General features: G+C 66.9%; 23 protein-coding genes and 1 tRNA gene. 11 read left to right on the top strand and 13 right to left on the bottom strand.

Going from position 1 to position 22331, the window contains the following annotated elements:
* Window positions 1-3: 3 nt before the first annotated feature.
* Both nusA and rimP read right to left on the bottom strand, forming a co-directional pair.
* Window positions 4-1185 (bottom strand): transcription termination factor NusA, encoded by a 1182-nt coding sequence (nusA, locus tag K7W42_RS00195; protein ID WP_224571343.1) that lies wholly within the window; start codon window positions 1183-1185, stop codon window positions 4-6.
* A gap of 41 nt (window positions 1186-1226) precedes the next feature.
* Entirely contained in the window at window positions 1227-1688 is a 462-nt protein-coding gene (gene rimP, locus K7W42_RS00190) for a ribosome maturation factor RimP (protein WP_224571341.1), read from the bottom strand.
* Between the two features lie 205 nt (window positions 1689-1893).
* Here rimP and K7W42_RS00185 point away from each other — a divergent pair.
* A tRNA-Val gene (locus tag K7W42_RS00185) sits at window positions 1894-1968 on the top strand.
* Window positions 1969-2020: 52 nt separating this feature from the next.
* On the opposite strand, the gene K7W42_RS00180 is transcribed toward K7W42_RS00185, so the two are convergent.
* Window positions 2021-2758: a YkgJ family cysteine cluster protein gene (locus tag K7W42_RS00180; protein ID WP_224571340.1), complete on the bottom strand. Its 738-nt coding sequence runs from the start codon at window positions 2756-2758 to the stop codon at window positions 2021-2023.
* Between the two features lie 35 nt (window positions 2759-2793).
* Between K7W42_RS00180 and K7W42_RS00175 the strand changes: the two genes are divergently transcribed.
* The 6 genes from K7W42_RS00175 (at window position 2794) to K7W42_RS00150 (ending at window position 9360) form a co-directional block, all read left to right on the top strand.
* Entirely contained in the window at window positions 2794-3810 is a 1017-nt protein-coding gene (locus K7W42_RS00175; protein ID WP_224571339.1) for an HD-GYP domain-containing protein, read from the top strand.
* A gap of 22 nt (window positions 3811-3832) precedes the next feature.
* Window positions 3833-4672, top strand: coding sequence for a phosphotransferase (locus K7W42_RS00170; RefSeq protein ID WP_224571338.1), 840 nt, complete (start codon window positions 3833-3835; stop codon window positions 4670-4672).
* 35 nt (window positions 4673-4707) lie between these two features.
* A complete protein-coding gene (gene upp / locus K7W42_RS00165; protein WP_157458229.1) occupies window positions 4708-5331 on the top strand; it encodes a uracil phosphoribosyltransferase in 624 nt (207 codons plus the stop codon).
* 623 nt (window positions 5332-5954) lie between these two features.
* The gene (locus K7W42_RS00160) at window positions 5955-7091 is read left to right on the top strand and encodes an MraY family glycosyltransferase (protein WP_224571337.1); all 1137 of its coding nucleotides are present in this window, start codon (window positions 5955-5957) and stop codon (window positions 7089-7091) included.
* Window positions 7091-8230: a non-hydrolyzing UDP-N-acetylglucosamine 2-epimerase gene (gene wecB / locus K7W42_RS00155; RefSeq protein ID WP_224571336.1), complete on the top strand. Its 1140-nt coding sequence runs from the start codon at window positions 7091-7093 to the stop codon at window positions 8228-8230. Before K7W42_RS00160 ends, wecB begins: the two co-directional genes overlap by 1 nt.
* Before the next feature lie 380 nt (window positions 8231-8610).
* Complete coding sequence (locus K7W42_RS00150) at window positions 8611-9360, top strand: shikimate dehydrogenase (protein ID WP_224571334.1); 750 nt, start codon at window positions 8611-8613, stop codon at window positions 9358-9360.
* A 184-nt stretch (window positions 9361-9544) separates the two neighbouring features.
* Here K7W42_RS00150 and K7W42_RS00145 read toward each other — a convergent pair whose 3' ends face one another.
* The 4 genes from K7W42_RS00145 to K7W42_RS00130 form a co-directional block, all read right to left on the bottom strand.
* A complete protein-coding gene (locus K7W42_RS00145) occupies window positions 9545-10546 on the bottom strand; it encodes an ABC transporter permease (RefSeq protein WP_224571332.1) in 1002 nt (333 codons plus the stop codon).
* A gap of 10 nt (window positions 10547-10556) precedes the next feature.
* Window positions 10557-11585 (bottom strand): ABC transporter permease, encoded by a 1029-nt coding sequence (locus K7W42_RS00140; protein ID WP_224571331.1) that lies wholly within the window; start codon window positions 11583-11585, stop codon window positions 10557-10559.
* 198 nt (window positions 11586-11783) lie between these two features.
* Window positions 11784-13361 carry an ABC transporter substrate-binding protein gene (locus K7W42_RS00135; protein WP_224571329.1) on the bottom strand — a complete coding sequence of 526 codons (1578 nt, stop codon included), beginning with the start codon at window positions 13359-13361 and terminating at the stop codon, window positions 11784-11786.
* A gap of 291 nt (window positions 13362-13652) precedes the next feature.
* Window positions 13653-14237: a hypothetical protein gene (locus K7W42_RS00130; protein WP_224571327.1), complete on the bottom strand. Its 585-nt coding sequence runs from the start codon at window positions 14235-14237 to the stop codon at window positions 13653-13655.
* 206 nt (window positions 14238-14443) lie between these two features.
* Between K7W42_RS00130 and K7W42_RS00125 the strand changes: the two genes are divergently transcribed.
* Together K7W42_RS00125 and K7W42_RS00120 are read left to right on the top strand one after the other, a co-directional pair.
* Window positions 14444-15904, top strand: coding sequence for a glycoside hydrolase family 3 protein (locus tag K7W42_RS00125; RefSeq protein WP_369411300.1), 1461 nt, complete (start codon window positions 14444-14446; stop codon window positions 15902-15904).
* Window positions 15905-16045: 141 nt separating this feature from the next.
* The gene (locus K7W42_RS00120; protein ID WP_224571326.1) at window positions 16046-16255 is read left to right on the top strand and encodes a hypothetical protein; all 210 of its coding nucleotides are present in this window, start codon (window positions 16046-16048) and stop codon (window positions 16253-16255) included.
* 42 nt (window positions 16256-16297) lie between these two features.
* On the opposite strand, the gene K7W42_RS00115 is transcribed toward K7W42_RS00120, so the two are convergent.
* The 5 genes from K7W42_RS00115 to K7W42_RS00095 form a co-directional block, all read right to left on the bottom strand.
* Window positions 16298-17182 (bottom strand): NAD(P)-dependent oxidoreductase, encoded by an 885-nt coding sequence (locus K7W42_RS00115; protein WP_224571325.1) that lies wholly within the window; start codon window positions 17180-17182, stop codon window positions 16298-16300.
* 327 nt (window positions 17183-17509) lie between these two features.
* A complete protein-coding gene (locus K7W42_RS00110) occupies window positions 17510-18040 on the bottom strand; it encodes a hypothetical protein (protein ID WP_224571324.1) in 531 nt (176 codons plus the stop codon).
* A gap of 4 nt (window positions 18041-18044) precedes the next feature.
* Window positions 18045-18971 carry a prohibitin family protein gene (locus K7W42_RS00105; protein WP_157460715.1) on the bottom strand — a complete coding sequence of 309 codons (927 nt, stop codon included), beginning with the start codon at window positions 18969-18971 and terminating at the stop codon, window positions 18045-18047.
* A gap of 39 nt (window positions 18972-19010) precedes the next feature.
* Window positions 19011-19391, bottom strand: a complete 381-nt coding sequence (locus K7W42_RS00100; protein WP_224571323.1) for a YchJ family protein — start codon at window positions 19389-19391, stop codon at window positions 19011-19013.
* A gap of 34 nt (window positions 19392-19425) precedes the next feature.
* Complete coding sequence (locus K7W42_RS00095; protein WP_224571322.1) at window positions 19426-19827, bottom strand: hypothetical protein; 402 nt, start codon at window positions 19825-19827, stop codon at window positions 19426-19428.
* A 47-nt stretch (window positions 19828-19874) separates the two neighbouring features.
* Here K7W42_RS00095 and K7W42_RS00090 point away from each other — a divergent pair, with 47 nt between their 5' ends.
* Both K7W42_RS00090 and K7W42_RS00085 read left to right on the top strand, forming a co-directional pair.
* Window positions 19875-20687, top strand: coding sequence for a TrmH family RNA methyltransferase (locus K7W42_RS00090; RefSeq protein WP_224571321.1), 813 nt, complete (start codon window positions 19875-19877; stop codon window positions 20685-20687).
* The gene (locus K7W42_RS00085; RefSeq protein WP_157460757.1) at window positions 20684-21826 is read left to right on the top strand and encodes a hypothetical protein; all 1143 of its coding nucleotides are present in this window, start codon (window positions 20684-20686) and stop codon (window positions 21824-21826) included. Before K7W42_RS00090 ends, K7W42_RS00085 begins: the two co-directional genes overlap by 4 nt.
* Window positions 21827-21844: 18 nt before the next feature.
* Here K7W42_RS00085 and K7W42_RS00080 read toward each other — a convergent pair whose 3' ends face one another.
* Window positions 21845-22318: a response regulator gene (locus K7W42_RS00080; protein ID WP_157460719.1), complete on the bottom strand. Its 474-nt coding sequence runs from the start codon at window positions 22316-22318 to the stop codon at window positions 21845-21847.
* Between the last annotated feature and the right edge of the window lie 13 nt (window positions 22319-22331).

The following is a 22331-nucleotide window of genomic DNA, read 5'->3' as shown; positions in this document are numbered from 1 at the left end:
GGATTACTCCACGTCGTCGGGGCTGGCGGTGGCGACCGACTTACTGTCCTTAAACAGTGCGTCGAAGGCCGACTGGGCGGCGCCGCTGTTCTGGCCATCCTGCTCGTCTTGCAGGGCTTGCTGCATGGCGGCGTCCAAGTCGCTGATGGCGGCGGTTTCGCGTAGGTCAATCTTGAAGCCGGTCAGCTTGGCCGCCAGGCGCACGTTCTGGCCGCCCTTGCCGATGGCCAGCGACAGCTGGTCGGGCGTCACGGTCACGGTGGCCTCGCGGCGCTCCGGCTGCACCTCAATCAGGCCGACTTTAGCGGGGGACAGCGCGTTGCGAATGAAGTCGCGGGTGTTGCCGTCCCACAGAATGACGTCCACGCGCTCGCGGCCCAGTTCGCCAGTGACGGCCTGGATGCGGTTCCCGCGGTGCCCGATGCAGGCGCCGATGGGGTCCACGTTGCTGTTGTGCGAGAACACGGCGACCTTGCTGCGCTGCCCAGCCTCGCGCGAAATGGCCTTGACCTCCACGATGCCATTGGCGACTTCGGGGATTTCCTGACGCAGCAGGTAGTCCAGCAGCCGCTCGTCGGCGCGGCTGGCCAGAATGGTCGGCCCCTTGGGCGTCTTGCGCACTTCCTTGAGGTAAATCTTGACGCGGTTGCCGGGGGTCAGCTTCTCGCCGGGAATCTGCTCGCGGGGGGGCAGAATGGCCTCGCCGGCGCCCAGTTCCACGAACCAGTTGCCCTTGTTGTCGCTGCGGACCACCTGGGCCGTCAGCACCTGGCCCTCGCGGTCCTTGTATTCGTTGAAGACCACGTTGCGCTCGGTTTCGCGCATCTTCTGGGTCAGGGTCTGCTTGGCGGCCTGCAGGGCGATGCGCGAGAACTTCTCGCGGTCGACCGGAAACTCCATCTCCATGCCGATTTCGACGCCAGGGTCCAGCTCCAGCGCGTCCGCCAGAGAGATCTGCAGGTGCTCGTCCTCAACCTTTTCCACGACCTCACGCACGACCAGCACTTCCAGTTCGCCGCTCTGGGGGTCCAGGTGCACTTCAATGCGCTTGTCGGGTTCGACGTTGCGGGTGTACGCCTGCGCGAGGCTCTGCTCGAACGCTTCAATCAGTTGCAGCTCGTTGATGTTGCGTGCCTGCGCCACTTCGCGCAGCGCATCGGCAAAATTGAATTCTGGTTGGCTCATCTCACTCTTCCTTTGCCCCCGCCCTGGGGGTGCAGCCTTGATTAACGGTGACGGTCAGGGAACTCGGCCAGGTTGGCCTGAAAGGTGCCGACCGTCAGGATCTGTGCCTCGCCGCCCACCATGAAGGTCACGCGGTCACCCTCGACTGCCTGAATAGGGGCCGTGAAAGCCACGCCGCCCTCGCCGCGCACCCGCGCTTTCAGCCCCAGCATGCGCTCGAAATGGCGCGCCCGCAGCAGGGGCCGCTTGCCGCCCGGCGACTCGAATTCCAGGCGGTACTCGCCGGCAATCGGGTCGGCCTGGTCAAACTCGACCTCGGCAGCGCGGCTGGCTTTCGTCAGGTCGTCCACCGTGACCGGCTGCTCGTCAAGGCGGTCAATGCGAATCAGGACAATCGGTTGTCCGCCCAGATTCTGCACCTGAACTTCCAGCACCTCGTATCCCAGGGGATCGAGGGCCGTGCGGGCCAGCTGCTCCAGATTGTGTGTTGCGTTGTTATTCATATTGTCTCGGCCAGCGCAGAGCCAGCCTGTTCAACCACCCCCTCCACGAAAAAAGGTGGGTCTGTTCACCCACCCCTCGTTCGAGGAACGGCCCCCAGTATACCCCAGCAGGTGTGCCAGACCGGCATGCGCTCACAAAGCCTGCCCTGCCGCGCCCCTCCCCCTTGCGCCGGGCGCCCGGAGCCTTTACGATGTCAGGCCGCGTGGGCGGTTAGCTCAGCGGTAGAGCTTTCGCCTTACAAGCGACGGGTCGGGGGTTCAAATCCCTCACCGCCCACCACAGAAAATCCCCGCCTGGCGCGGGGGTTTCTCTTTTGGCTGTGGGGGGCTCCTTACTCCCCGAATTCCAGCAGCATCCGGTGGGCCAGCCCGCGTCCTGAAGCGACCTGCCAGGCCCGGCGCGCATCCCCAGCGGCAACGGCCGCCATGAACTTGGCGTCGGCGGCCAGCGTGGTCAGCAGCCAGAAGTCGCCCCAGACCTCTAGGCCCCACTCGCGGCGCATGGCGCGGGCAGCGGCCGCCCACACCGGCTCCGAGAGGTGTTCCAGAGGGGCAATAAAGTGCAGTTCGCCGTCGGTGCCGGGCGTGCGGGCCACCTCGCGGCGGTACTCGGCCTGCTCCCGGCGGCTCATGCGCTCCCAGGTCTCGGCCTCGCAGTAGTGGGCCGGAAAAGCGCTGTAGGTGTCGCGGCAGCGTGTGGGCCGCGCCTCATAGCGGCTGCAACTGCCGGTCTCGCGGTCCAGAATGGGGCAGAACCCCAATTCCAGGCGGTGGCGGCGCACATATTCATCGTCGTCGCGCGCGGTGCGGGCGTTCTGAACGGCGGCGCGGGCGTGGGTCTCGACGGCGCTGGCCTGCGCCTCGTCCACTGCCCTGGCCATCAGCAGCGCCTCGGCCAGGCTCACCCGGATGGGCATGGTGCAGCACGCACTGCACCCCGCGCCGCAAAACACCCGTCCGCCGCGCTGCGCGTAGCCGGTCAGCCAGCTTTTGGCCTGGCGCTCGTAGCGGGCATAGGCCTGTTGAACGGGCGCCGTGACCGACTCGTGGGGAAAGGGAGAGGCCGTCATGCGGGGCAGGGTAGCGCGGGTATACTACCGGCAACGTGTTCAGGCGCCCCCGCACCCCCCAGCAGACGCCCAGCCCTGCCGACCCGCGCGGGTCCGGTACGCCAGCGGGTGAGAGCCTCGACGCCACCAGGGTCATCGCTGACCTGCTGGCCCGCCCCAGCCAGGAGGGCATTTTGGAAGGCGCTCTGTCGCACGCTGCGGCCCTGATGGGCGGGGGCGTGCAGGGCTTTGCGGTGGTGCGCCGGGGCCAGGACCGGGTGGCGGCGGTGCTGGGCTACCCCAAGGCGCTGCTGGGCGTGGCCCTGGGCGGGCCGTGGGCCTCTATGCGCCCGCGCATCCTGGCCGACGGCGCCCGGGAATTGTACGAGGGCAGCCCGTCTGAGGTGACGGCGCTGCTGGACGAGGCGGGCATGCGCGCGGTCACCGTGTCGCTGGTCGTGCCGCTGACGGTGCGCGGCCGCAATCTGGGCGCGCTGGTGCTGGACCGCACAGGCCCCGAGGGCCTGGCCCCCGCCACCCAGGAAGCTGTGACCAAATGGGCGGCGGCCGTGGCACCCCTGCTGGGCGTCCTCGAAAGCCGCGAGGAGTGGCGCGCGGCCTCCCGGCACCTGACGAGCGCTCTGGTCGAGGCCGTCGAGAGCGGCGAATTTGATGCCCTGGGGCATTCCCAGTCGGTGGCGGACGTGAGCGTCAAGTTGGGCAAGCTGGTCGGCCTGACCGAGCGCGAGCAGGAAGAGGTCTGGTACGCCGCCATGCTGCACGACATCGGCAAGATTCACGGCGAGCAGGGGCACGCACAGGTGGGGGCTAACTTTCTGCATGGGGTGCCGCATCTCAGTGAGGCCATGAAGGCTGTGCGACACCACCACGAGCGCTGGGACGGCCAGGGTGAACCTGACCGCCTGGCCGCCGAGGATATCCCGCTGTACGCCCGCATTCTGGCGGTGGCCAACGCCTACGTGCGGCTGGGGGACGCGGACCGCGTGCGCGCCCAGGCGGGCAAGGCGCTTGATCCCCGGCTGACGGGGCTGCTGGAGAAACTGCCGCAGTGAGTGCGCCGCTGTGGGGGGGGGCGTGACCCTGCGGCCCGCCCAGCCCGGTGACGCGCCCCCGGCCCGGTTTCCGGTGCTCGAAGCGCAGTACGGCCCGCTGACCCCGATGGATTCGGGGATGCAAAGCCGCGTGTATGCCACGGCCGACGGGCAGACCGTGGTCAAGGTTTACCGCAACCACCAGGGCGACCACCGCACCGAGGCCCGCAACATGCGCCGCGCGGGCCTGGGGGCCTGGGTGCAGGACGCCACCGAGGCCGACGGAATTGAGGCCCTGATTCTGCGCCGTTTTCCCGGCCGGCCTCTGCGCGCCGCAGACGTGCCGCGCGCCCTGCCCCAGCTGCGCGACCAACTGGCCGGGCTGCACCGCGAGCGGGCCGGCCACGTGGACCTGCGGCGGGTGCAGGAGCGGCTGCGCCGGTTTCGCAGCGCCCTGGCCGCCTACCCGCTGGGCGACCTGTTTGACGCTGTGGAGGTTCCGCTGGAACGCGGCCTGCTGGCGGGCCCGGCCGCCTTTTGCCATCTGGACCTGTGGCACGACAACATCCTGATGAATCCAGAGAGCGGCGAGGTGCTGGTCATTGACTGGACCAAAGCCGCCTGGGACGACCCCCTGCGGGACCTGGCGCTGCTGAAAACCGGCACCCTCGACCTGCTGCCCCCCGATGAGAGTCTTCAGGCGGCCCTGTCTCTGCTGCCGGACCAGGACCGCGCCACGCTGACCCGTTACCGCGCTTACCTGGCCATGACGACCCTGCATGACCTGTACTGGTTTCTGATGAACGAGCCGTATGAATTCGAGGGCCAGCGTGACGCCAAGGTGCCGCGTGCCCGGCACGTCCTGGCCCGGCTGCCCGGCTAGGCGCATGGGCGCGGGGCGGCGGTATGGTGGGGCACATGGTTACGGTCGTGACTCACCCCCTCGTTCAACACAAGCTGTCCATCATGCGCGATGTGCGCACGGGCGTCAAAGAATTCCGCGAGCTGGCCGGCGAACTGAGCCTGCTGCTGGCCTACGAGGCCATGCGCGACCTCGACCTGGCCCCTGAGCGCCTGCACACCCCTATCGTGGAAGACGATTTTCCGATGCTGAGCGGCAAAAAGCTGGCCCTGGTGGCCATCTTGCGCGCCGGGCTGGTCATGACAGACGCCATTGTGCAGCTGGTGCCGGCTGCCAAAGTGGGGCATATCGGCCTGTACCGTGACCCCCAGACCCTCGCGCCTGTGGCCTACTACAACAAGCTGCCTGCCGACATTGCCGAGCGCCGCGTCTTTCTAACCGACCCCATGCTGGCCACAGGGGGCAGTGCCAGCGCGGCCATTGCCTTTTTGAAGGAGGCTGGGGCCACCACCATCAAGCTGATGTGTATCCTTGCGGCTCCTGAGGGCATCCAGGTTATCGAGCGCGACCACCCGGACGTGGAAATCGTGGTGGCGGCGGTGGACAGCCACCTGAACGACCACGGCTATATCGTGCCGGGCCTGGGCGACGCAGGCGACCGCATCTACGGCACCAAGTAGGCTGCAGGACATAAGCGCCGGCATTCAGTCACAGCTATAGGGGTGAATGCCGATTCCTATCCAGACAATCCAGAGCCACTTCGGGATGAATCTGAGGTGGCTCTGGGTTCATCACCCGTCAGAATATTCGGCGAAACAGAAGAGCTAGAGACCGGATGATGTCGGCCGGGCCAATCTTGCGCATCATGCTGAATGTTGCGCACCACGAGCGGCCTGACCTGCTCCTTTTGTCAGCGTAGCCCGGCCTCCGCTCCGACGCTTGGGTAGTGCGTACTTGATGCCGCCAACCTACTGGCCATTAACCCTGCACCAGGCGGCGACCTGAACCCTAGCAATTGGTGCCGAAACTGTGTGAGTTCAACGAAGCCCGCCTGTAGAGCAGCTGGCCATTGGAAAGCAAGGTGATCTCCACGCCCTTAGCACCGCTGATGTTGGTGTGGGTAACCTCATACAGTTCGCTACTGGTTCCACTGTCGGCCAACTGCTGGAAGGAGCAGCGGCCCCCGGCCCAGCTCGTGGCGAACATCGCAGAGCCCTAGATGGCGGTGTGTTGCTCAGCGCGCCGCACCCCTCCTTCTGGTTGACGTCCCCCCATGTTCCAGCCGTTACACTTGGGGCCGTTTATGGACGCATTGCAGGCGCTGGCCGCACAACTGGGAATAGCCGACCTCCGTGGCCGGGGCTTTCTCAGCGTACTCATTACCTTTCTGGCTGCCGGGGTCTTTACCTGGTTTTTTATTCCGCGCCTGCGCGCCTTTGCCATTCAGGCGGGCTGGGCCGACCAGCCCAACGAGCGCCGCCTGAACAAAGAGCCTCTGCCCAATGCCGGCGGCCTGGCCATCTACGGCGGCTTTCTGGTCAGCATCGTCCTGGCGTGGGCGCTGCGGCCCATTGCCGTAGAGATCGTGAATATTCAGGTGCTGGCGATTCTGCTGGGGGCCACGCTGCTGGTGCTGGTGGGCTTTATTGACGACCAGTACGGTTTGTCGCCCCTGGCCCGGCTGGTGGTGCAAACGCTGGCCGCCGCGCTGCTGCTCGTCAACGGCCTGCGGGTGGACTTGAACGCCATTCCCTTCTTGCCCTCGCTGCCCGAAGCGGTCAACCAACCGCTCAGCTCGCTGGTTACGATTCTCTGGGTGGTGGGCCTGACGAACGCCGTCAACCTGCTAGACGGGGTAGACGGCGTGGTGGGCGGCGTGGCTTTTGTCGCCAGCTTCGTGCTGCTGGCCACCGCCGCCCAGTTTCCAGACCGTGCGGCGGCTGTGGTGCTGCTCGCCGGGCTGTCGGGCGCCGCCCTGGGCTACTTGCGCCATAACTTCAACCCCAGCCGCATCATCATGGGCGACGCGGGCAGCACCCTCTTTGGCTACACGCTGGCGGCCGTCAGTCTGCTGGGTACCCTGAAGGTCAGCGCCGGGGCCAGCCTGCTGGTGCCGCTGATCGTGCTGGCCTTGCCCCTCCTGGACACGACCCAGGTCGTGATTGGCCGCCTGGCACGCGGGATTCGTAACCCACTGCGACACCCCGACAAGACCCATATTCACCACCGCGTGCTGGCTCGCACCGCCAGTGCCCGGCAAACAGCTGTGATTCTGTGGCTGGTGGCCCTGGCTTGCGGCGCCGCTGGCATGTCGCTGCAAGGGCTGCGGCCCGAAGCCATTGGGGGCACCGTCCTGGCGGCGTCGCTGTGTCTGTTTTTTGTCGCTTACCGCCGCATTCGCGCGCAGAACCTGGAAGCGGCGCGGGAAGGACAAATCTGATGCATACCACCAAACACGTTGTTCTGGCCTTTGGCACCCGCCCCGAAGCCACCAAAATGGCTCCTGTGTACGCCGCCGTTCAGGCACAAGCCGGGCTTCACGCGTCCATCCTGTCCACTGGACAGCAGCGGCAAATGCTCGACGGCGCGCTGGCGGTCTTTGGGCTGACGCCCGACCGCGACCTGAATGTCATGACCGACCGGCAGACCCTGGCCGACCTGACCGCCCGCATCGTCCCGCAGGCCGGGCGCGTGCTGCGCGAAATGGGCGCTGACATGGTGCTGGTTCACGGCGACACCACCACCTCCTTTTGCGTGGCGCTGGCCGCCTTCTATGAGGGCATTCCGGTGGGGCACGTTGAGGCCGGACTGCGCAGCGGCAGCCTGAAGGAGCCCTTTCCTGAGGAGGCCAACCGCCGCCTGACCGGTGTCCTCTCCACCCTGGATTTTGCCCCCACTGCCGGCAGTAAGGCCAATCTGGTGCGTGAAGGCAAGTCCGAGGCGGGCATCTTTGTGACGGGTCAGACGGCGGTAGACGCGGTGCGTGAGGTCGCGGGCCGCGTCCCTCTGCGCGCCGGGTGGCGGGCGCGGGTAGAAGCTGGGCAGCCACTGGTCACCGTGACCATGCACCGCCGCGAGAACCAGCCCATGATGCGTGAGATGGCGCTGGCCCTGGCCCGCGTGGCCCAGGCCCACCCCGACCACCACTTTATTTACCCGGTTCACCTGTCGCCCGCTGTGCAGGAAGCGGTGCGCCCGGTTCTGTCGGACGTGCCCAACTTCGAGCTGGTAGACCCGCTGGATTACAGCGACATGGCGCCTCTGATGGCGGCGTCCCGCCTGCTGGCCACCGACAGCGGAGGGCTTCAGGAGGAAGGCGCGGCCCTGGGCGTTCCCGTGGCCGTGCTGCGCAACGTCACCGAGCGCCCTGAAGGTATAGAGGCGGGCGTTCTGACCCTGGCCGGCAACGACCCGGCAGGCTTGGAGGCGGTCCTGAGCGGCCTCCTGGGCAGCGCAGAGACTTTGCAGGCCATGCGCCAGGCCCGCAACCCTTACGGCGACGGCCACGCTGGAACACGGATTGCCCAGGCGATTGCCTGGCATTTTGGCCTGACCGAGCGCCCTGCCGACTGGGGGTAAGGGGGGAGGGGCCGGTCGCCCTGGCAAATGGGGAGGACAGAGTGAGATTCGGGTCTTCTCTGTTCAGTTTGGTCGTCCTTCTGGCCTTTGCGTGGCCCTTCTGTCTAAAAAGTGGACTTCATACGGACTTCGATTGAATCGAGCAGAATGCCGGGTGGAATCCGAGCGGACTTGGAAATCTGCGCAGCAGAGCGAGCAGGAAAAGATGCGGATTCCGCGATATGGAAGCGCAGACGGTGCTTTTCTCGCTGTGCTGCAATGAAGCGGAATCCGCATCAGGGGTTGAATTGGCCACTTTGCGCTCTGCTCAGACGCAGGCGTGAAAGCCGGCAGTCGTCTCACAGCCGTCCCACTCGTCAGCCGGGCTACACTGAAACTCAATGCCCGCGTTTGACACGCCTCTGGCCCTGATTGGTTACACCACCCACGCCGCCCGCGCCCTGCGTGACCTGGGCATCATTGCGCTGTCGGTGCCGACCGACGACCTGGGCAAGGTGCTAGACGCCTGCCGGCCGCTGCGCTTTACCGGCGCGCTGGTCCATCCCAGTCAGGAGGCTCACGTGTTCGAACAGGTGTCCCCTGATGCGGCGGCCCGCCGGGTGGGCCGGGTGGACGCAGTGGCGTTTTCTGGCAGCCTGCACGGCACTTTCGCCCGGGCCGACGCCCTAACGGATCTGCTGAACGACTCGGGCTACGCCTCGCGGGGGGCCAGCGCCGTGCTATTGGGTCAGCATGCGGGCGACCTGGCCCTGGCTTTGCCCCTGGCCCGGCTGGGCTTTACCGAGCTAGGTGTGGTGGCCGCCAGTGCGCCTGACGCTGAGCGGGCGGCGCGTGACGTGCCGGCTGGCGTGCGCGTCTATCCCCTCAGCCGCCGCGACCCCAGCGTGAACGACCTGGCCGGCCGCGCTGACCTGATCGTGCTGACGGCCGGAGAGTTGCCGCCCGGCCTGGTTCAGCCCTACCACACCGTCATTGACCTGACCGGCCACGCCAATGTCAGCGGCACCGGGGCAGGCAGCCTGGATCTGCGTCCCCTGCCTCTGCGCCGCCTGGCCCGTCAACTCGCCCATGCGACGGGCCAGCGCTTTCACGCGCAGGACTTGGAGGGAGCCTTACACGCGCTGGATTGAATGTGGCCCCAGGGAATATTCAGGGTGAGGCGATAGATGCAGCGCCGCAGTAAGCGGGAGCGGCTCACTGGGTGACGCCCTAGTCAGCTGGGCGCATCAAGGTCTAACGGCCATCCAGCACCGTCCTCATACCAGCAAGAAGGGCGAGACCACGCGGCTCGCCCTTCTTTACCCTCACTATCTCTTACTGCGTGCTTCTGGGGTCGAGCACGTCCCGCAGGCCGTCGCCCAGCAGGTTAAAGCCCAGCACGGTCAAGAAGATGGCCAGGCCCGGAAACACCATCGTCCACGGCGCGTCAATGTAGTACTGACGGCTGTCGCTGATCATGGTGCCCCATTCGGGGAGGGGCGGCTGCGCCCCAATGCCTAAGAAGCCCAGCGCAGCGACCTCGATGGTGGCCGTGGCGATGCTCAGGGCGCCCTGCACAATCAGCGGCGAGAGGCTGTTGGGCAGCACATGCTGGAAGATCATGCGGCCCTGGGTGGCCCCCAGCGCGCCCGCCGCCTGCACGAACTCACGCTCGCGCACCGACAGCACCACGCCGCGCGCCAGACGCAGGTACACTGGCACCTGCACCAGAGACACCGCCAGCATGGCCGTCACGAGCTGCGGGCTGTTGAGCGCGAAGAGGCGGTCCAGGCCCGCAATCAGCAGCGGTGGATTGTCGGTCGAGAAGATGCTGGCAAAACCGATGGCGAGCAGAATGCTGGGAAAGGCCAGCATCACATCCGTCAGGTAGCCCAGTGTGGAATCCAGCCAGCCGCCAAAATACCCGGCCAGCACGCCCAGCAGCGATCCTATAATGAGCGCCAGCACCGTGCTCACCACGCCCACTTTCAAGCTGATGCGGGTGCCGTGGAGCACGCGGGTCATGATGTCGCGGCCCAGGTTGTCGGTCCCAAGCGGCGCGGCCCACAGGTTCACCTTGCCCGTCACCGGGTCGGTGTAGGTCTCGGCCACCTCCTTGTCCCAGAGGGCGCTGACGCTGGGGGCTTTTAAGGTCAGGCGGTAATTGCGGTCCGTGGTGGGGTCATAGGGCTTGATGACACTGGCAAAGACCGCCAGCAGCACAAAGACCGCCACGATGATGGCCCCCACCTTGCCCGGCGTGGAGCGGCGAAAGCGGCGCCAGAAAATACTGTCCTGCTTATGTTTGGTACTGGGAAGAGTGGTTGTAGTCGTCATGTCATGGCCCTCAGCTGTACTGGATGCGCGGGTCGAGGGCGGCGTAACTCAGGTCCACGATCAGGTTGGCCACGCTGACCACCAGCGCCGCAAAGATGACCCCGCCCTGAATAATGGGATAGTCACGCTGACTGATGGCCTCGTAAACCCACGAGCCAATACCTGGCCACGAGAAGATCGTTTCGGTCAGCACGGCGCCGCCGAGCAGGGCGCCGGCTTGCAGGCCAATGACAGTGACCACGGGCAGCAGGGCATTGCGCAGCGCGTGTTTGGTGGTGACGGTCCGGTGCGTCAGCCCCTTGGCGCGGGCGGTGCGCACGTAATCCTGGCCCAGCACATCCAGCATGGAACTGCGGGTGATCCGGGCGATGATGGCCAGGGGAATGGTACCCAGGGCAATGGCTGGCAGAATCAGGTGCCGCAGAGAATCCCAGGCGGCGGCAGGCTGGCCGCGCAGCAGGGCGTCCAGAATGTTAAATCCTGTGATGGGCTGAATGTCGTAGTCGGTGCCCAGGCGGCCACTGGGCGGCAGCCAGCCCAGTTTGACGGCAAAAAAGTACGACAGCAGCAGGCCCAGCCAGAAGACGGGCATGCTGACGCCCAGCAGTGAAATGGTGGTCGCCAGATTGTCCCAGCCACTGTTGCGCCGCAGCGCCGCCAGAATACCTGCCGGCATACCGACCACCAGGGCAAACAGCAGCGCGGCAATACTCAACTCGGCGGTGGCCGGAAAGCGGGCTTTCAGGTCATCCCAGACCGGAATATTGCTCTTGATGCCTGTGCCCAGGTCGCCCTGAAGCAGCGCGGTCATGTATCTGGGGTACTGGGCGTCCAGCGGATTGGCTGGATTAAAAAACCACGGCTTGTTCAGGCCCAGCTGCTCGCGCAGAGCGGCTGCGGCTTCGGCGGTGGCGCGTTCGCCCAGCATGGCCACGGCCGGGTCGCCGGGAATAGAACGGACAAATACAAACACCACCAGGCTGATGCCCAGCATGACCAGCACGGTCCGCAGCAGGCGGCGAATCAGGTAACTGCCCAAAGCAGACCTCCAGAAGAGTGAAGGGGAAGCGGAGACGGAACGTGCGCGGCGGTTGGCTCGCGGCGCACACAGACAGGAAAAGGCGTATTGGCGCACAGTGTAGCGGGAATCACCGGCCCCGCGTCCCGCTCCGGCGAACTGTGCGGTCAGACAGCCGCGCGCCTCCCCAGACCGGAGAGGCGCGCGAGTGGGCCGGTGTTACTTCTTGCCGGTAATCGTGATGGTGTTAAAGGCCTCGCTGCCCAGGGGGCTGGGAATCCAGCCCTTGACGTAGGTGCGCGCGGCGGCCAGGGGGTTAGAGTGCACCATGGGGATGCGGTACGCGGCGTTGTAGGTGATTTCGTGCAGCTGCTGGTACACCTTGGCCTTGGCGGCCTGGGTGGCGGCGGCGCGGCCCTGCTCCAGCAGGGTCTGCACGTTGACGGGGTTCCAGTTGATGTCGTCGCTGGCGTTGCTGCCGTAGTAGGCGCCGTAGAAGTTATCCGGGTCGCCGTAGTCGCCCGTCCAGCCGATCATGTACATGTCGAAGCCGGGTTCCTTGTTGCGGTCTTCCAGGTACTTGGCCCAGTCTTCGGTCTTCAGGTTGACCTTGATGCCAATGGCGCTCAGGTCGGCGGCAATCGCCTCGGCGATGGGCTTGGGGTTGGGGAAGTAGGGGCGGCTGACGGGCATGTACCACAGGTCCAGCGAGAAGCCGTTGGCGTAGCCGGCGTCCGACAGCATCTTCTTGGCGGCGGCGGGGTCAAACTTGTAGTCGGCCGGCACCTTGCTGCTGTTGGCCCAGGCCATCACGGGCGGCACGAAGCTGGCGTTGCTGGTGCCCAGGCCGTTCCAGAAGGCAGCCACGATTTCTTTCTTATTGATGGCCATGCTGATGGCCTGGCGCACCTTCTCGTTTTTCAGGTAGGTGTTGCGGTTGTTCAGGCTGACGAAGCCCACGTTGAAGGAGGGCCGCTTGACATCCACCAGGTTGTTGTCGCCCTGAACGCTCTTGAGGCTGTCAGGGGTCAGGTCGTTGGCAAAGTCAATGGTGCCGGCCTTCAGCTCGTTCAGGCGCTGCGAGGCGTCTTTGATGGAGCGGATGACGAGCTGGTCCACCTTGGCCTTTTCGCCCCAGTAGACTTTGTTGGGCAGCAGGGTCACGCGGTCGCCGGTGCGCCAGCTCTGGAAAATAAAGGGGCCGGTGCCCATGGGCTTGCTGGCAGGCGTGCCGTACTTGGCGCCGTCTTTCTTGATGGCGGTCGGGCTGGCAATGCCGAAGTATCCGGCGGCCAGCACGTTGGGCAGCACCGAGGAGGGTTTGTTCAGTTCCACGCGCACGGTGGAGTCGTTCACCTTGACGATGTTCTTGATGACGGCCGTGGCGTCGCCCTTGTAGCCGCCCAGCAGCTCGCCCATGATTTCAAAGGTGCGGCCCTGGTCGCGGAAGCCGTAGGGGTGCGCCTTGTCCCACCAGCGGCTCAGGTTAAAGACCACGGCGTCAGCGTTAAACGCGGTGCCGTCGTGGAAACGCACGCCCTTGCGCAGCGTGAAGGTCCACTGGGTGTTGTTGGCGTTGGGTGTCCACTTGGTCGCCAGACCGGGCACCAGGTCGGTGGTGCCGTTCTTGAAGTCCACCAGAGTGTCGTAAATCTGGCGCTGCACCAGAATGGAAATGCCGTCGGTGATGTTGCCCGATTCCAGGCTGACGGGTTCGCCGTTGCCGCCGAAGACCAGCGTGGCGGCCGACGCGGCGCTGAGGGTGGAAAGCAGGGCGGTCAGAAGCAGTTTCTTCATGGAGCCTCCGCACCGTGGGCGACCGGCCAGGCTGGCGAATGCCAGGAGTGCGCGGTGCTTGCCGGTGGTGAACAAAAGGAAAACGTGCGTTTAGGGTAGGGGCCGCCCCCTGGGGTGTCAAGCGGCGGCCCCCTGGACGGCCCCGGCCGCAGCAGGCTCAGCAGTCCCGCTCTGTCCTGATCCACGAAGTGGCAACGGCTCTGGCGTGACCTCTTGGTGGTTTCGTACTCACCACCTTGCAGGTCGAGGTGTTCTTGGGGGCTAGTCATTGCTCATCTGGCGGTTGCCAGTTCAGAGCCGGCAGCCGCGCAGCTCGGCCCAGGCAGCTGCAAACCCCGCCCCCCGAAAGGTCAGGCCAGCTTGGTGCGGTGTGGGCAGCTTCAGCGCTACGTTCTGTCCTGCCTGAAGGGCCGCCAGCAGCGCCGCCGCGTCGGATTGGGCCAATGTGAACAGGTCGGGCCAGTCTGCGCGGGTGCGGGTCAGGCTTACATTTCTGGGCGGCCCACTCCCTAGGTTCGCCACCAAGGTCAGGGTGCCGGCATTCAGGGGCGTCAGCGCACTCCAGCTCAGCCGCATCTCGGTCCGTCCACTGGCCTCGCACGGTAGCAGCAGATAATCCTCGCCCAGCCGCGATTCCAAAGGCGCCAGAAAGGCAAAGCGGTTGCCCCAGGCGGTCAGCAGGGAGGCGGCGCGGCTGCCCGGCACCACCCGCAGCGACGGCCCCCAGATGCCGGGCACCACCAGCGTCGGGTCGTGGGGCAGGTCAGCGGGGGCCGCTGTGCCCTGAGCGCCCGCCCAGCTGCCCAGCCACAGGGCGATCACAGACAGAAAAGAGGCGGTGGGCCGGACAGGCCGGGTGGCGAGGACACTCTTCATGTGACTCCTTGAGGCGGGAAGACCGCAGCACAGAGGGCTGCGCGGGCCAGGGCAACAGGAAACCAGCGAAGTGAAGAAGCGGTGTGATTTGAACTGTACCGCGCTGGTGAGAGGCTATGGTGGAGGAGACCCCTGCCTTTCTTTGCTTCCCAGGCCCACAGAGCCGCCCGACCCTTCTCCCGCCGCTGTGCCGTACCCTGCGGAGCGTGACCCCTCTGCCCAAGCCCGGCGCCCTGCTGATGGTGGACATTCCTGGCCCTGTGCTGGACGACAGCACGGCGGCGCACCTGCGTGAGCACGGCATTCGGAGCGTCTGCCTGTTCGGCAAGAATGTGCAGAGTGCCGCGCAACTGCGCGCCCTGTGCGCTGACCTGCGCGCGGTCATGGGCGACGGCGCCCTGATTGCCCTGGACCACGAGGGCGGCGCGATTGTGCGCCCGGACTTCTGGCCATTCGCGCCGGGGGCCATGACCCTGGGCATGGCCGACGACCCGGCCCTAACCGAAGCTGTCAGTGCAGCCCTGGCCCGGCAGCTGCGCAGTGTGGGCATCAACTGGAACTTCGCCCCAGTGCTGGACGTCAACGTGAGCCCTGCCAACCCGGTTATAGCCGAGCGTGCCTACGGTGCCGACCCCACGCTGGTCACCCGTCAGGGCCGCGCGGCCCTCGCCGGACATGCCAGAGCCGGGGTGGCGGCCTGTGTCAAGCATTTTCCAGGCCACGGCGACACCACCCTGGACAGCCACCTGGCCCTCCCGACTGTCCACAAATCGCTGCCCGAACTGGACCAGACCGAGCTGGCCCCGTTCCGCGCGCTGCTGCATCAGGCGCCCGCTGTCATGACCGCGCACATCATCTACCCGGCGCTGGACGCCCAGCACCCTGCCACCCTCTCGCATCCTGTCCTGACCGGGTTGCTGCGTCAGGCCTGGGGCTATGAGGGCGTGATCGTGACCGACTCGATGGGCATGCAGGCCATAGACGGCCACTACGGCCGGGGCGAGGCGGCGGTGCTGGCCCTGCAGGCCGGCGCTGACCTGGTCATGGCGCTGGGGCGCCGTGAAGCCCAGGACGCCACCCTGGCGGCGGTGGCGCAGGCCCTGCAAGACGGTCGCCTGCCCCCCGAAGCCATCCAGGCCAGCCTGGGCCGCCTGGACGCGTTGGCCCGCCAGTACCCTGCCCAGGCCGACCCTAGTCTGGACCTGGCAGCCGACGCGGACCTGCTGGCCCGCGCCTGGGCTGCTGGCCTGAGCGCCTACCGTACGCCCCAGGCCCCTGTTCCCGGCTCGCGCGTGGTGCTGGTCGCACACCGGCACCCCCAGCGCCAGACCGTCAGCGAGGCGGGCGCCGACGCCGAGACCCTGGCCCGTGAACTGGGCACGGTCTACGACGTGCAGCTGCACGCCTTCGAGGACCCGGAAATGCTGGACTGGCCTGCCCTGCGCGCCCTTGGCCTGCCCGTCATCCTGGCCACCACGGCCCGGCACCGGCACCCGGCCCTGGTGGGGGTCACGCCTGACCTGCACCTGGCGCTGTACAACCCCTACGCCGCGCTGGACGTGGACGCCCCGGCCCTGGTGACGGGTGGCTTTCGCCCGGAAGCCCGCCGCGCGGTGCTGGCCTGGCTGCGCGGTGAGCAGGCGGCGACAGGTCAGCTGCCGTTCTGACGGTGGTGTTCCATTGCCCCTTGGGGTGACAGCAGGCCACTCAAGTCCACGGCGGCAGCTGCCTGGGATGCAGAACCGAGCGTGAAGCTGGCCCTACCTGCGCTTCATGCCGACGGCTCCGGGCCTCTTTACCCTCGGGGCATGACCATCAGTGCTGCCATGTCTCTTGACCCCATCCTGGCCCGCATGGGCCACCAGGCTGCCACTCTGCGAGAAGCCGAATTGATGCGCCAGGTGCTGAACGAAGCGCACGCTGGCCAGGAGATAGACGACCTCGACGAAACCACCTGGCTCGGTCTGGTGGGCCGCATGGAGCAGCTCAAGCTGGCCAGCGACCCCGGCATGAAGTAAGAGGGGAGAGCCGGCCCTTCTGGCTGTTCTCGCGGTCTGCCTTCAGCGCAGTTCCAGGTCGTTCATGGCCTCAATCGCTTTCAGGGCGGCTGTGTGATCAGCCTCGGCGCCCACCGTACGGGCTGCGCCGCGCAGCAGGGCCGCCACCTGGGCGAGCACGGGCGCGCTGCCTCCGACTGCCTGCGTGAGTTCGCTGGCAATCCCCGCGTCCTTGGCCAGCAGGCCCAGGGCAAAGGTGGCGGGAAACTCGCGGGTCAGCACCCGCTGACCAATCAGGTTCTCGGTGGCGTTGCTGCGGCCACTGCTGGCGTTAATCACGTCCAGGGCTGCGCCCAGCTGCACGCCTGCGCGGCCCAGGACCGCCAGCCCTTCACCCGCCGCCCACAGGTTGACGGCCAGCAGCGCGTTGTTCACGGCCTTGACGGCAAACCCCGCCCCGGTGCCCCCCACATGCACCACCTTGCGGGCAAAGGTCAGAGCCGGCTGAACCTGTGCCAGCGTGGCCGCGTCGCCGCCTACCATGACCGTCAGGGTGCCGGTCTGTGCGCCCAATGTGCCGCCGCTGACGGGGGCGTCCAGAAAGGGGATACCCCGCGCGGCCAGCGTCTCCTGCTGGCGCCGCGCGGCGTCTGGGTGGCCACTGGTGCAGTCCACCCAGACGGTGCCGGGCCGCAGGTGCGGCAGCAGGGTCTGCATCACCTCGTCCACCTCACTGCTGGTGGGCAGGCAGGTCAGCAGCAGGTCGGCCTGCGCGGTGTCGGTCAGGGCAACCGCCAAGCTGCCGTGCTGCTCGGCGTGGGCCTCGGCGCGGCCAGGTGTGCGGTTCCACACCAGCGCCTGTTCGCCCTGCGCCTGTGCCTGCTGCGCCAGATGTGCTGCCATCGGAAAGCCCATCGCGCCGAGTCCCAGAAAAGCCGTTCGTATCATGTCCGCAGGCTAAGGGATGGAGGGGGCGTGTCAGCCGGGTGAACTGGACCAGCACCCGCTTAGGGCTAAAGGTGTGACACAGCCTGACGGTGGCAAGTGTGCTGGCCTTGCCAACATCACACCCGCTAAAAGCTCCCATTGTTCCTAGCCATAGGCATAGGGTCATAGAACGTCTGCGACTGATCTACGCAAGTGTCCGTTGGCGTGAGAGGGCCATGGTGCGCAGCTGAGCATTGGTGTTCCCCTCCTTGCCTGCTCGTCGCGGCGGGTTACTCAGCACAGGGAAGCCCACTGCTCAGCCCTATCTCCAGTTCCTAAAACCAGAAGTTACTTCTCAGGGTCTGGCGCCTTTGCCAGTACCAGTTCTCCAGCACCAAAGCGCTCGCGCAGAAAGCGGCCCTGGGTCAGCAGGCGGTCGGCGGCCGCGTGGTCGCGGCGCAGGGCCTCGCGCACGCCATCTTCCAGCAGGGTCAGCTGCTCGGCCAGCAGCACTTCGGCCGGCTGGCCCTGCTGGCGCAGCGTGGCCTGGGCTTCCGGGGTCAGGGCCAGGTAGGCGTGCAGGGTGTCGGGGAGGTAGCGCTCCTGGGTTTGGGTCAGCAGGTAGCGGCTGCGGGGGTCGGTCTCGCCAGTGGCCAGCGCGTCTCTGACCCCGCACAGCAGCGCCCACGCGCGGGCGCGCGCCGGCTCGGGCAGACGCAAGGCCAGCGTCTCGGGGCCAGGGAGAACGGCGGGTGGCGGCGCGGGCAGCGCGTCTGAACGCCGTTCTGGCGGGAGGGCGCGCACCCGTTTGGTCGTGTTGTCCACATACACGATGCCGATTACGCCCGCAAAAATAACGATGAGCAGCAAGACCACCATGCGTTCAGTTGCCGGTCTTGGGCTTGGTCAGGTTGGCCACGTCCAGTAGAAAGTTGCCGTCACTGGGCAGCATGACGGTTTGAATGCCGGGTGAGAGCTTCTCGGCGACTGTCAGCTGAATCAGCTGCGGGTTTTCGCGCAGCGCCCGGCCGCGCAGCGACAGCGCCTCGGCCTCGCCGCGCGCCTTGGCCACCGAAGCTTTGGCCGCGCCTTCGGCCTCCACCACCGCCCGCTGCGCGCTGATATTGGCCTGCTGCAAACGATTTTTTTCGACGGCCACCTGCTGCTCGGCCGTCTGCTTCTGCTCGATGGCCTTGGCCACGCTGTCGGGAATCCGCAGTTCGCGCAGCAGCACGCTGTCCAGCACGAGATTATTGCGCTCGAAGACCTGACGCAGCGCTGTAGTGATGCTCGCCTCCACCGCCTGCCGCTGCGTGCTGATCAGGTCGGCGGCGCTAAACTGCCCGATGGCGTCGCGCACCTTGCTGCGCACCTGGGGCCGAATGACCGTTTGCAGGTAGTTGCGCCCTAGTTCTTTGTGTAAGATGGCGGCCTTGGCGCGGTCAATCCGGAACTGCACGGTCACGTCCGCCGTGATGTCCAGGCCCTCCTGGCTGCGCGCCCGGATGGCGCCTTCGTCGCCGTCGTTGATGTTGTGGGCGAGCGTGACTTCCTGCAGGCGGGCGTCGTAGAGGTTCACGCGGTCCACAAACGGCATCAGCAAATGGATGCCTTCCTGCCGCACGCCCGACTTCACACCGCTGAAGGCGCTGAAGACCACGCCCACATAGCCGGCTGGAATGACCTTGAGGCTCTGACTCAGCAGCAGCGCGGCGGCCACCACCCCGCCGATGGCCCACGCCGCCCGCCGGCCTGGCGGGCGCACCTGAAGCGGCCTGGTGGTGTTGCGGGTGGTCTGGCTGTCCGTCATGCCTCATGCTACGCGCTGGCCTGGCGGGCGGTTCCCGGCTTACGTCTCCTCGACCCCGCGCAGGTACAGCCACTGTTCGCCGTCCTGCCGAAAGAGGCTGCGTTCCCGGAAGCTGTAGCGCTCGCCACCTTCCAGTTTCAGCTGCGCCGTAAAGTCCACCTCGTTTCCCTGGGCACTGTGGACCCGCAGGCCCACGTAGCGGGTGCCGCCCTGGAGGTTCAGGGTGTCTGGCCGGGTGTCAGGGTGCCAGGTGCGCAGGACATACGCGGCGTCGCCCAGCGCGTAGGCCGAGTACCGAGAGCGCATCAGGGCTTCGGGGCTGGGGGCCGGGGCGCCCGCGTGCAGTGGCGAGCAGCAGTGCGCGTAGCTGCGGCTCGATCCACAGGGGCATGACTTGAAGGGGGGATACGCCAGCGCCATGCGCCCACCCTAGAGCATCTGCCCCCCGCCGGCATCAGCCCAGAATCAAGGTGCCGCCTTCTTCGGTGGCCAGCTCACTGCTGCCCGGAGGCCGGCTGCTCTGAAGCCGCTGCCTGCGGCCTGGGCCATGCACCTCGTCTCGCCACTGCCCCAGCAGGTCACGGCGCAGCCACTCGGCTTCAACGGCGGCCACCTCGCTTAGCAGCTGGGTCAAGTCGGCTGGGCGGCTGAGCTTCAGCCCACTGGCGTAAGCCCCCGAAAGCAGCGGCAGCCCCAGGTCAGCGGCAACCGAGGCATAAAATCCCCCGAAAAGACCGTCAGAAGCGGTGGGGGTCTCAAAATGCACCAGCGTTTCTGCGCCGGCCCCTGGCTCTTTGATCTGGGTGTCCCTGTCCTGGGGCGGGCGAACACTCTGGACAGAGACAGAAACACTCATGACGGGCGCCGGGCAGAGGAGAACATGACCCGGCATAATGACAGGTCATGAGTGTGCCGGAAGCCATCACCTCCCTGCAAAATCCGCAGGTCAAGCGGCTCGTGCGTCTGCGCGAGCGCCGCGAACGCGAGCGGGACGGCGTTCTGCTCATTGAGGGCGCCCGCGAACTGTCCCGCGCCCTGCAGGCCGGCCTGCAACCCGAAACCGTCTACCTGTGCCCGGCCCTGTACAGCCCCGACGCCACCCAGCTGGCCCCGACCCTGCCGGGTGCGACGGGGCTGAGCCGCGCCGCCTTTGAAAAGGTCAGTGGCCGCGAGCATCCCGACGGCGTGCTGGCGGTGGTGTCTGCGCCGCGACCCACGCTGCCTGAACCCGGCCCCGACGCCGTGGTGGTGGTGCTGCACGGCCTGGAAAAACCCGGCAACGTGGGCGCCATTCTGCGTAGTGCCGACGCTGCCGGCGCCCAGAGTGTGCTGGTGCTGGGGCGCGGCGCTGACCCCTACGGCCCCAATGTCATCCGGGCCTCTCAGGGCAGCGTGTTTACCCTGCCGGTGGCCGCCCTGCCCGAGGACGAGGCGCTCGCGTGGCTGAGTGAGCGCGGCTTTACGACCTTCGCCTGCACCCCCGACGCCCCGCGCAGCTACTGGGACGCGCCCCTGACTGGCCGGGTGGCGCTGCTGCTGGGCACCGAGCACGAGGGCCTGCCCGCCCACTGGCGCGCCGCTGACCAGGCCATCGGGATTCCCATGCACGGGGCGCGGGGCGCCGATTCCCTGAACGTGGCCACCGCCGCCGCGCTGGTGCTGTACGAATGTGCCCGGCAGCGCCGCGCCGCGCCGGCCGGGCTGGCAGCGTCATGAGCGCCGACCCCTACCGCGACTGGCTCAAAGCCCGCCTGAGCGTCGAATTGGGCGTGCGGGAAGCCGAGCAGGCCGTGCAGGGCGCCATTCAGCGCCGGGGCTGGCCCGCGCTTAGGGCACTGGGCCCCCGCGATGTGGTGGCCGTCTTGCAGGACGTCTACACCCTGATGCGTGATGAGTACGGCGACGCCCGCGCCGACAAATGGCTGGAAGGCACCACGCTGGACCTGGCCCGCTTCGCCGAAACCATGCCGGTGCCGGCCCAGCCCACGCCTGGCCCGATTGCGCCCGCCCCCAGGGCGGTCAAGTGGGGCCGCCGCGCCCACGACCTGCCGCTGCTGCTGGCCCGGTCCCACGCCGAGATTGCCGGGCGCAGTCTGGCCGCCATTCGCCAGAACCCTGATCTGCGCGCCCTGGAACGCGCCGCTGAGTGGGACTGCCAGGCCACGCAGGCCGAGGTCCGGCGCTGGGAAACCGAGGAAATGCTGAGCAAGCTGCGCGCCGACCACGCCCGCCTGGAGGTGGCCGATCAGGTGGCCGCCGCCGCCGCCCAGAGTGAGCTGCTGGGCCTGAACGTGGCCGAGCTGGAAGAGGCGGCTCAGGCCGGGCAGCCCGTGGCCGGTCAACTGGCCCATACCCGCCTGATGGCCGGGCAGACCGCCGCCTTTCTGGAAGCCTTCACGCCTCTGATTGACCTGAACGACGCCGATACGCCTCTGACCATGCTCAGCGTGGACCTGAACACAGCCCGCTTCTCGCTGGGGGTGCCCCTGCACCCAAATGTGCTGCGCGCCCGCCACGCCCTGAATTACGCCCAGTGGCAGGCCGGCGACGCCAGCGAGAACGCCCCCCAGGTGGTTCAGGCCGGGCGGGCGCTGCACGCTGCGCAGCAGGAAGCCCAGGCTCAGCTGGACGGCACCCTGGGCGCCGCCCGCGCCCATCAGGCCGCGCTGCGGGACCTGGCCGCCCAGGTGGAAGCTCTGGAACGCCGCGCCCTACAGCTGTCTCAGCTGGGCAGCGACGCCCTCAGTCTGGCCCGCGTGCGCTTGGAATGGCGTCAGGTCCGCACCGCCGCCCGCGTGCAGGCTCACCGCCTGGAAGAAGCCCTGCGGCTCCTTGAAGCGCTGGTCAGCGAGTAGGGGACCTCTCCCCAGGCACTAGGCCGAGCGCTGCTTGGCCAGCGGCCCCTGTGGCCCCGGCACCCGCACAATCGTGACCATATAGCGCCCCAACGCCTGAATAGCGGCGTAAAAGCGGCTGAATTCCACGGGCTTGACCACATAGCTGGCCGCAAAGGCTTCATAGGAGCGCAGGATGTCTTCTTCGGCTTCACTGGTGGTCAGCATGATGACGGGAATGGTCATCAGGGCGGGGTCGCGCTTGATTTCCCTCAGCGTTTCCAGGCCGTTCATGCGGGGCATATTGATGTCGAGCAGAATCACGTCGGGGCGGGGCATGTTGCCGGGCGTCCGCAGCCTTTCAAGCGCCTCGACACCGTCGCGGGCGACATGCAGTTCATTGGTGATGCCCGCCTCGGCAAACGCTTCCTGGGTCAGCAGGATATCGGGTTCGCTGTCTTCTACCAGCAGAATCTGAATGGCAGTGGAGCGGGTGGGGTCGGCATGCGTCATGGGAATCCTTGTC

The organism is Deinococcus betulae (genome assembly GCF_020166395.1).
GTDB classification, from domain to species: Bacteria; Deinococcota; Deinococci; order Deinococcales; family Deinococcaceae; genus Deinococcus; species Deinococcus betulae.
The sequence above is the reverse complement of the archived record's forward strand: the minus strand, read 5'-3'. Positions and strand labels throughout refer to the sequence as shown.

Bases quoted from the DNA above. Each gene is read 5' to 3' on its own strand.
- nusA (WP_224571343.1), bottom strand. From the start codon at position 1,185: ATGAGCCAACCAGAATTCAATTTTGCCGATGCGCTGCGCGAAGTGGCG.
- rimP (WP_224571341.1), bottom strand. From the start codon at position 1,688: ATGAATAACAACGCAACACACAATCTGGAGCAGCTGGCCCGCACGGCC.
- K7W42_RS00180 (WP_224571340.1), bottom strand. From the start codon at position 2,758: ATGACGGCCTCTCCCTTTCCCCACGAGTCGGTCACGGCGCCCGTTCAA.
- upp (WP_157458229.1), top strand. From the start codon at position 4,708: ATGGTTACGGTCGTGACTCACCCCCTCGTTCAACACAAGCTGTCCATC.
- K7W42_RS00160 (WP_224571337.1), top strand. From the start codon at position 5,955: ATGGACGCATTGCAGGCGCTGGCCGCACAACTGGGAATAGCCGACCTC.
- wecB (WP_224571336.1), top strand. From the start codon at position 7,091: ATGCATACCACCAAACACGTTGTTCTGGCCTTTGGCACCCGCCCCGAA.
- K7W42_RS00150 (WP_224571334.1), top strand. From the start codon at position 8,611: ATGCCCGCGTTTGACACGCCTCTGGCCCTGATTGGTTACACCACCCAC.
- K7W42_RS00145 (WP_224571332.1), bottom strand. From the start codon at position 10,546: ATGACGACTACAACCACTCTTCCCAGTACCAAACATAAGCAGGACAGT.
- K7W42_RS00135 (WP_224571329.1), bottom strand. From the start codon at position 13,361: ATGAAGAAACTGCTTCTGACCGCCCTGCTTTCCACCCTCAGCGCCGCG.
- K7W42_RS00130 (WP_224571327.1), bottom strand. From the start codon at position 14,237: ATGAAGAGTGTCCTCGCCACCCGGCCTGTCCGGCCCACCGCCTCTTTT.
- K7W42_RS00120 (WP_224571326.1), top strand. From the start codon at position 16,046: ATGACCATCAGTGCTGCCATGTCTCTTGACCCCATCCTGGCCCGCATG.
- K7W42_RS00115 (WP_224571325.1), bottom strand. From the start codon at position 17,182: ATGATACGAACGGCTTTTCTGGGACTCGGCGCGATGGGCTTTCCGATG.
- K7W42_RS00110 (WP_224571324.1), bottom strand. From the start codon at position 18,040: ATGGTGGTCTTGCTGCTCATCGTTATTTTTGCGGGCGTAATCGGCATC.
- K7W42_RS00105 (WP_157460715.1), bottom strand. From the start codon at position 18,971: ATGACGGACAGCCAGACCACCCGCAACACCACCAGGCCGCTTCAGGTG.
- K7W42_RS00100 (WP_224571323.1), bottom strand. From the start codon at position 19,391: ATGGCGCTGGCGTATCCCCCCTTCAAGTCATGCCCCTGTGGATCGAGC.
- K7W42_RS00095 (WP_224571322.1), bottom strand. From the start codon at position 19,827: ATGAGTGTTTCTGTCTCTGTCCAGAGTGTTCGCCCGCCCCAGGACAGG.
- K7W42_RS00090 (WP_224571321.1), top strand. From the start codon at position 19,875: ATGAGTGTGCCGGAAGCCATCACCTCCCTGCAAAATCCGCAGGTCAAG.
- K7W42_RS00085 (WP_157460757.1), top strand. From the start codon at position 20,684: ATGAGCGCCGACCCCTACCGCGACTGGCTCAAAGCCCGCCTGAGCGTC.
- K7W42_RS00080 (WP_157460719.1), bottom strand. From the start codon at position 22,318: ATGACGCATGCCGACCCCACCCGCTCCACTGCCATTCAGATTCTGCTG.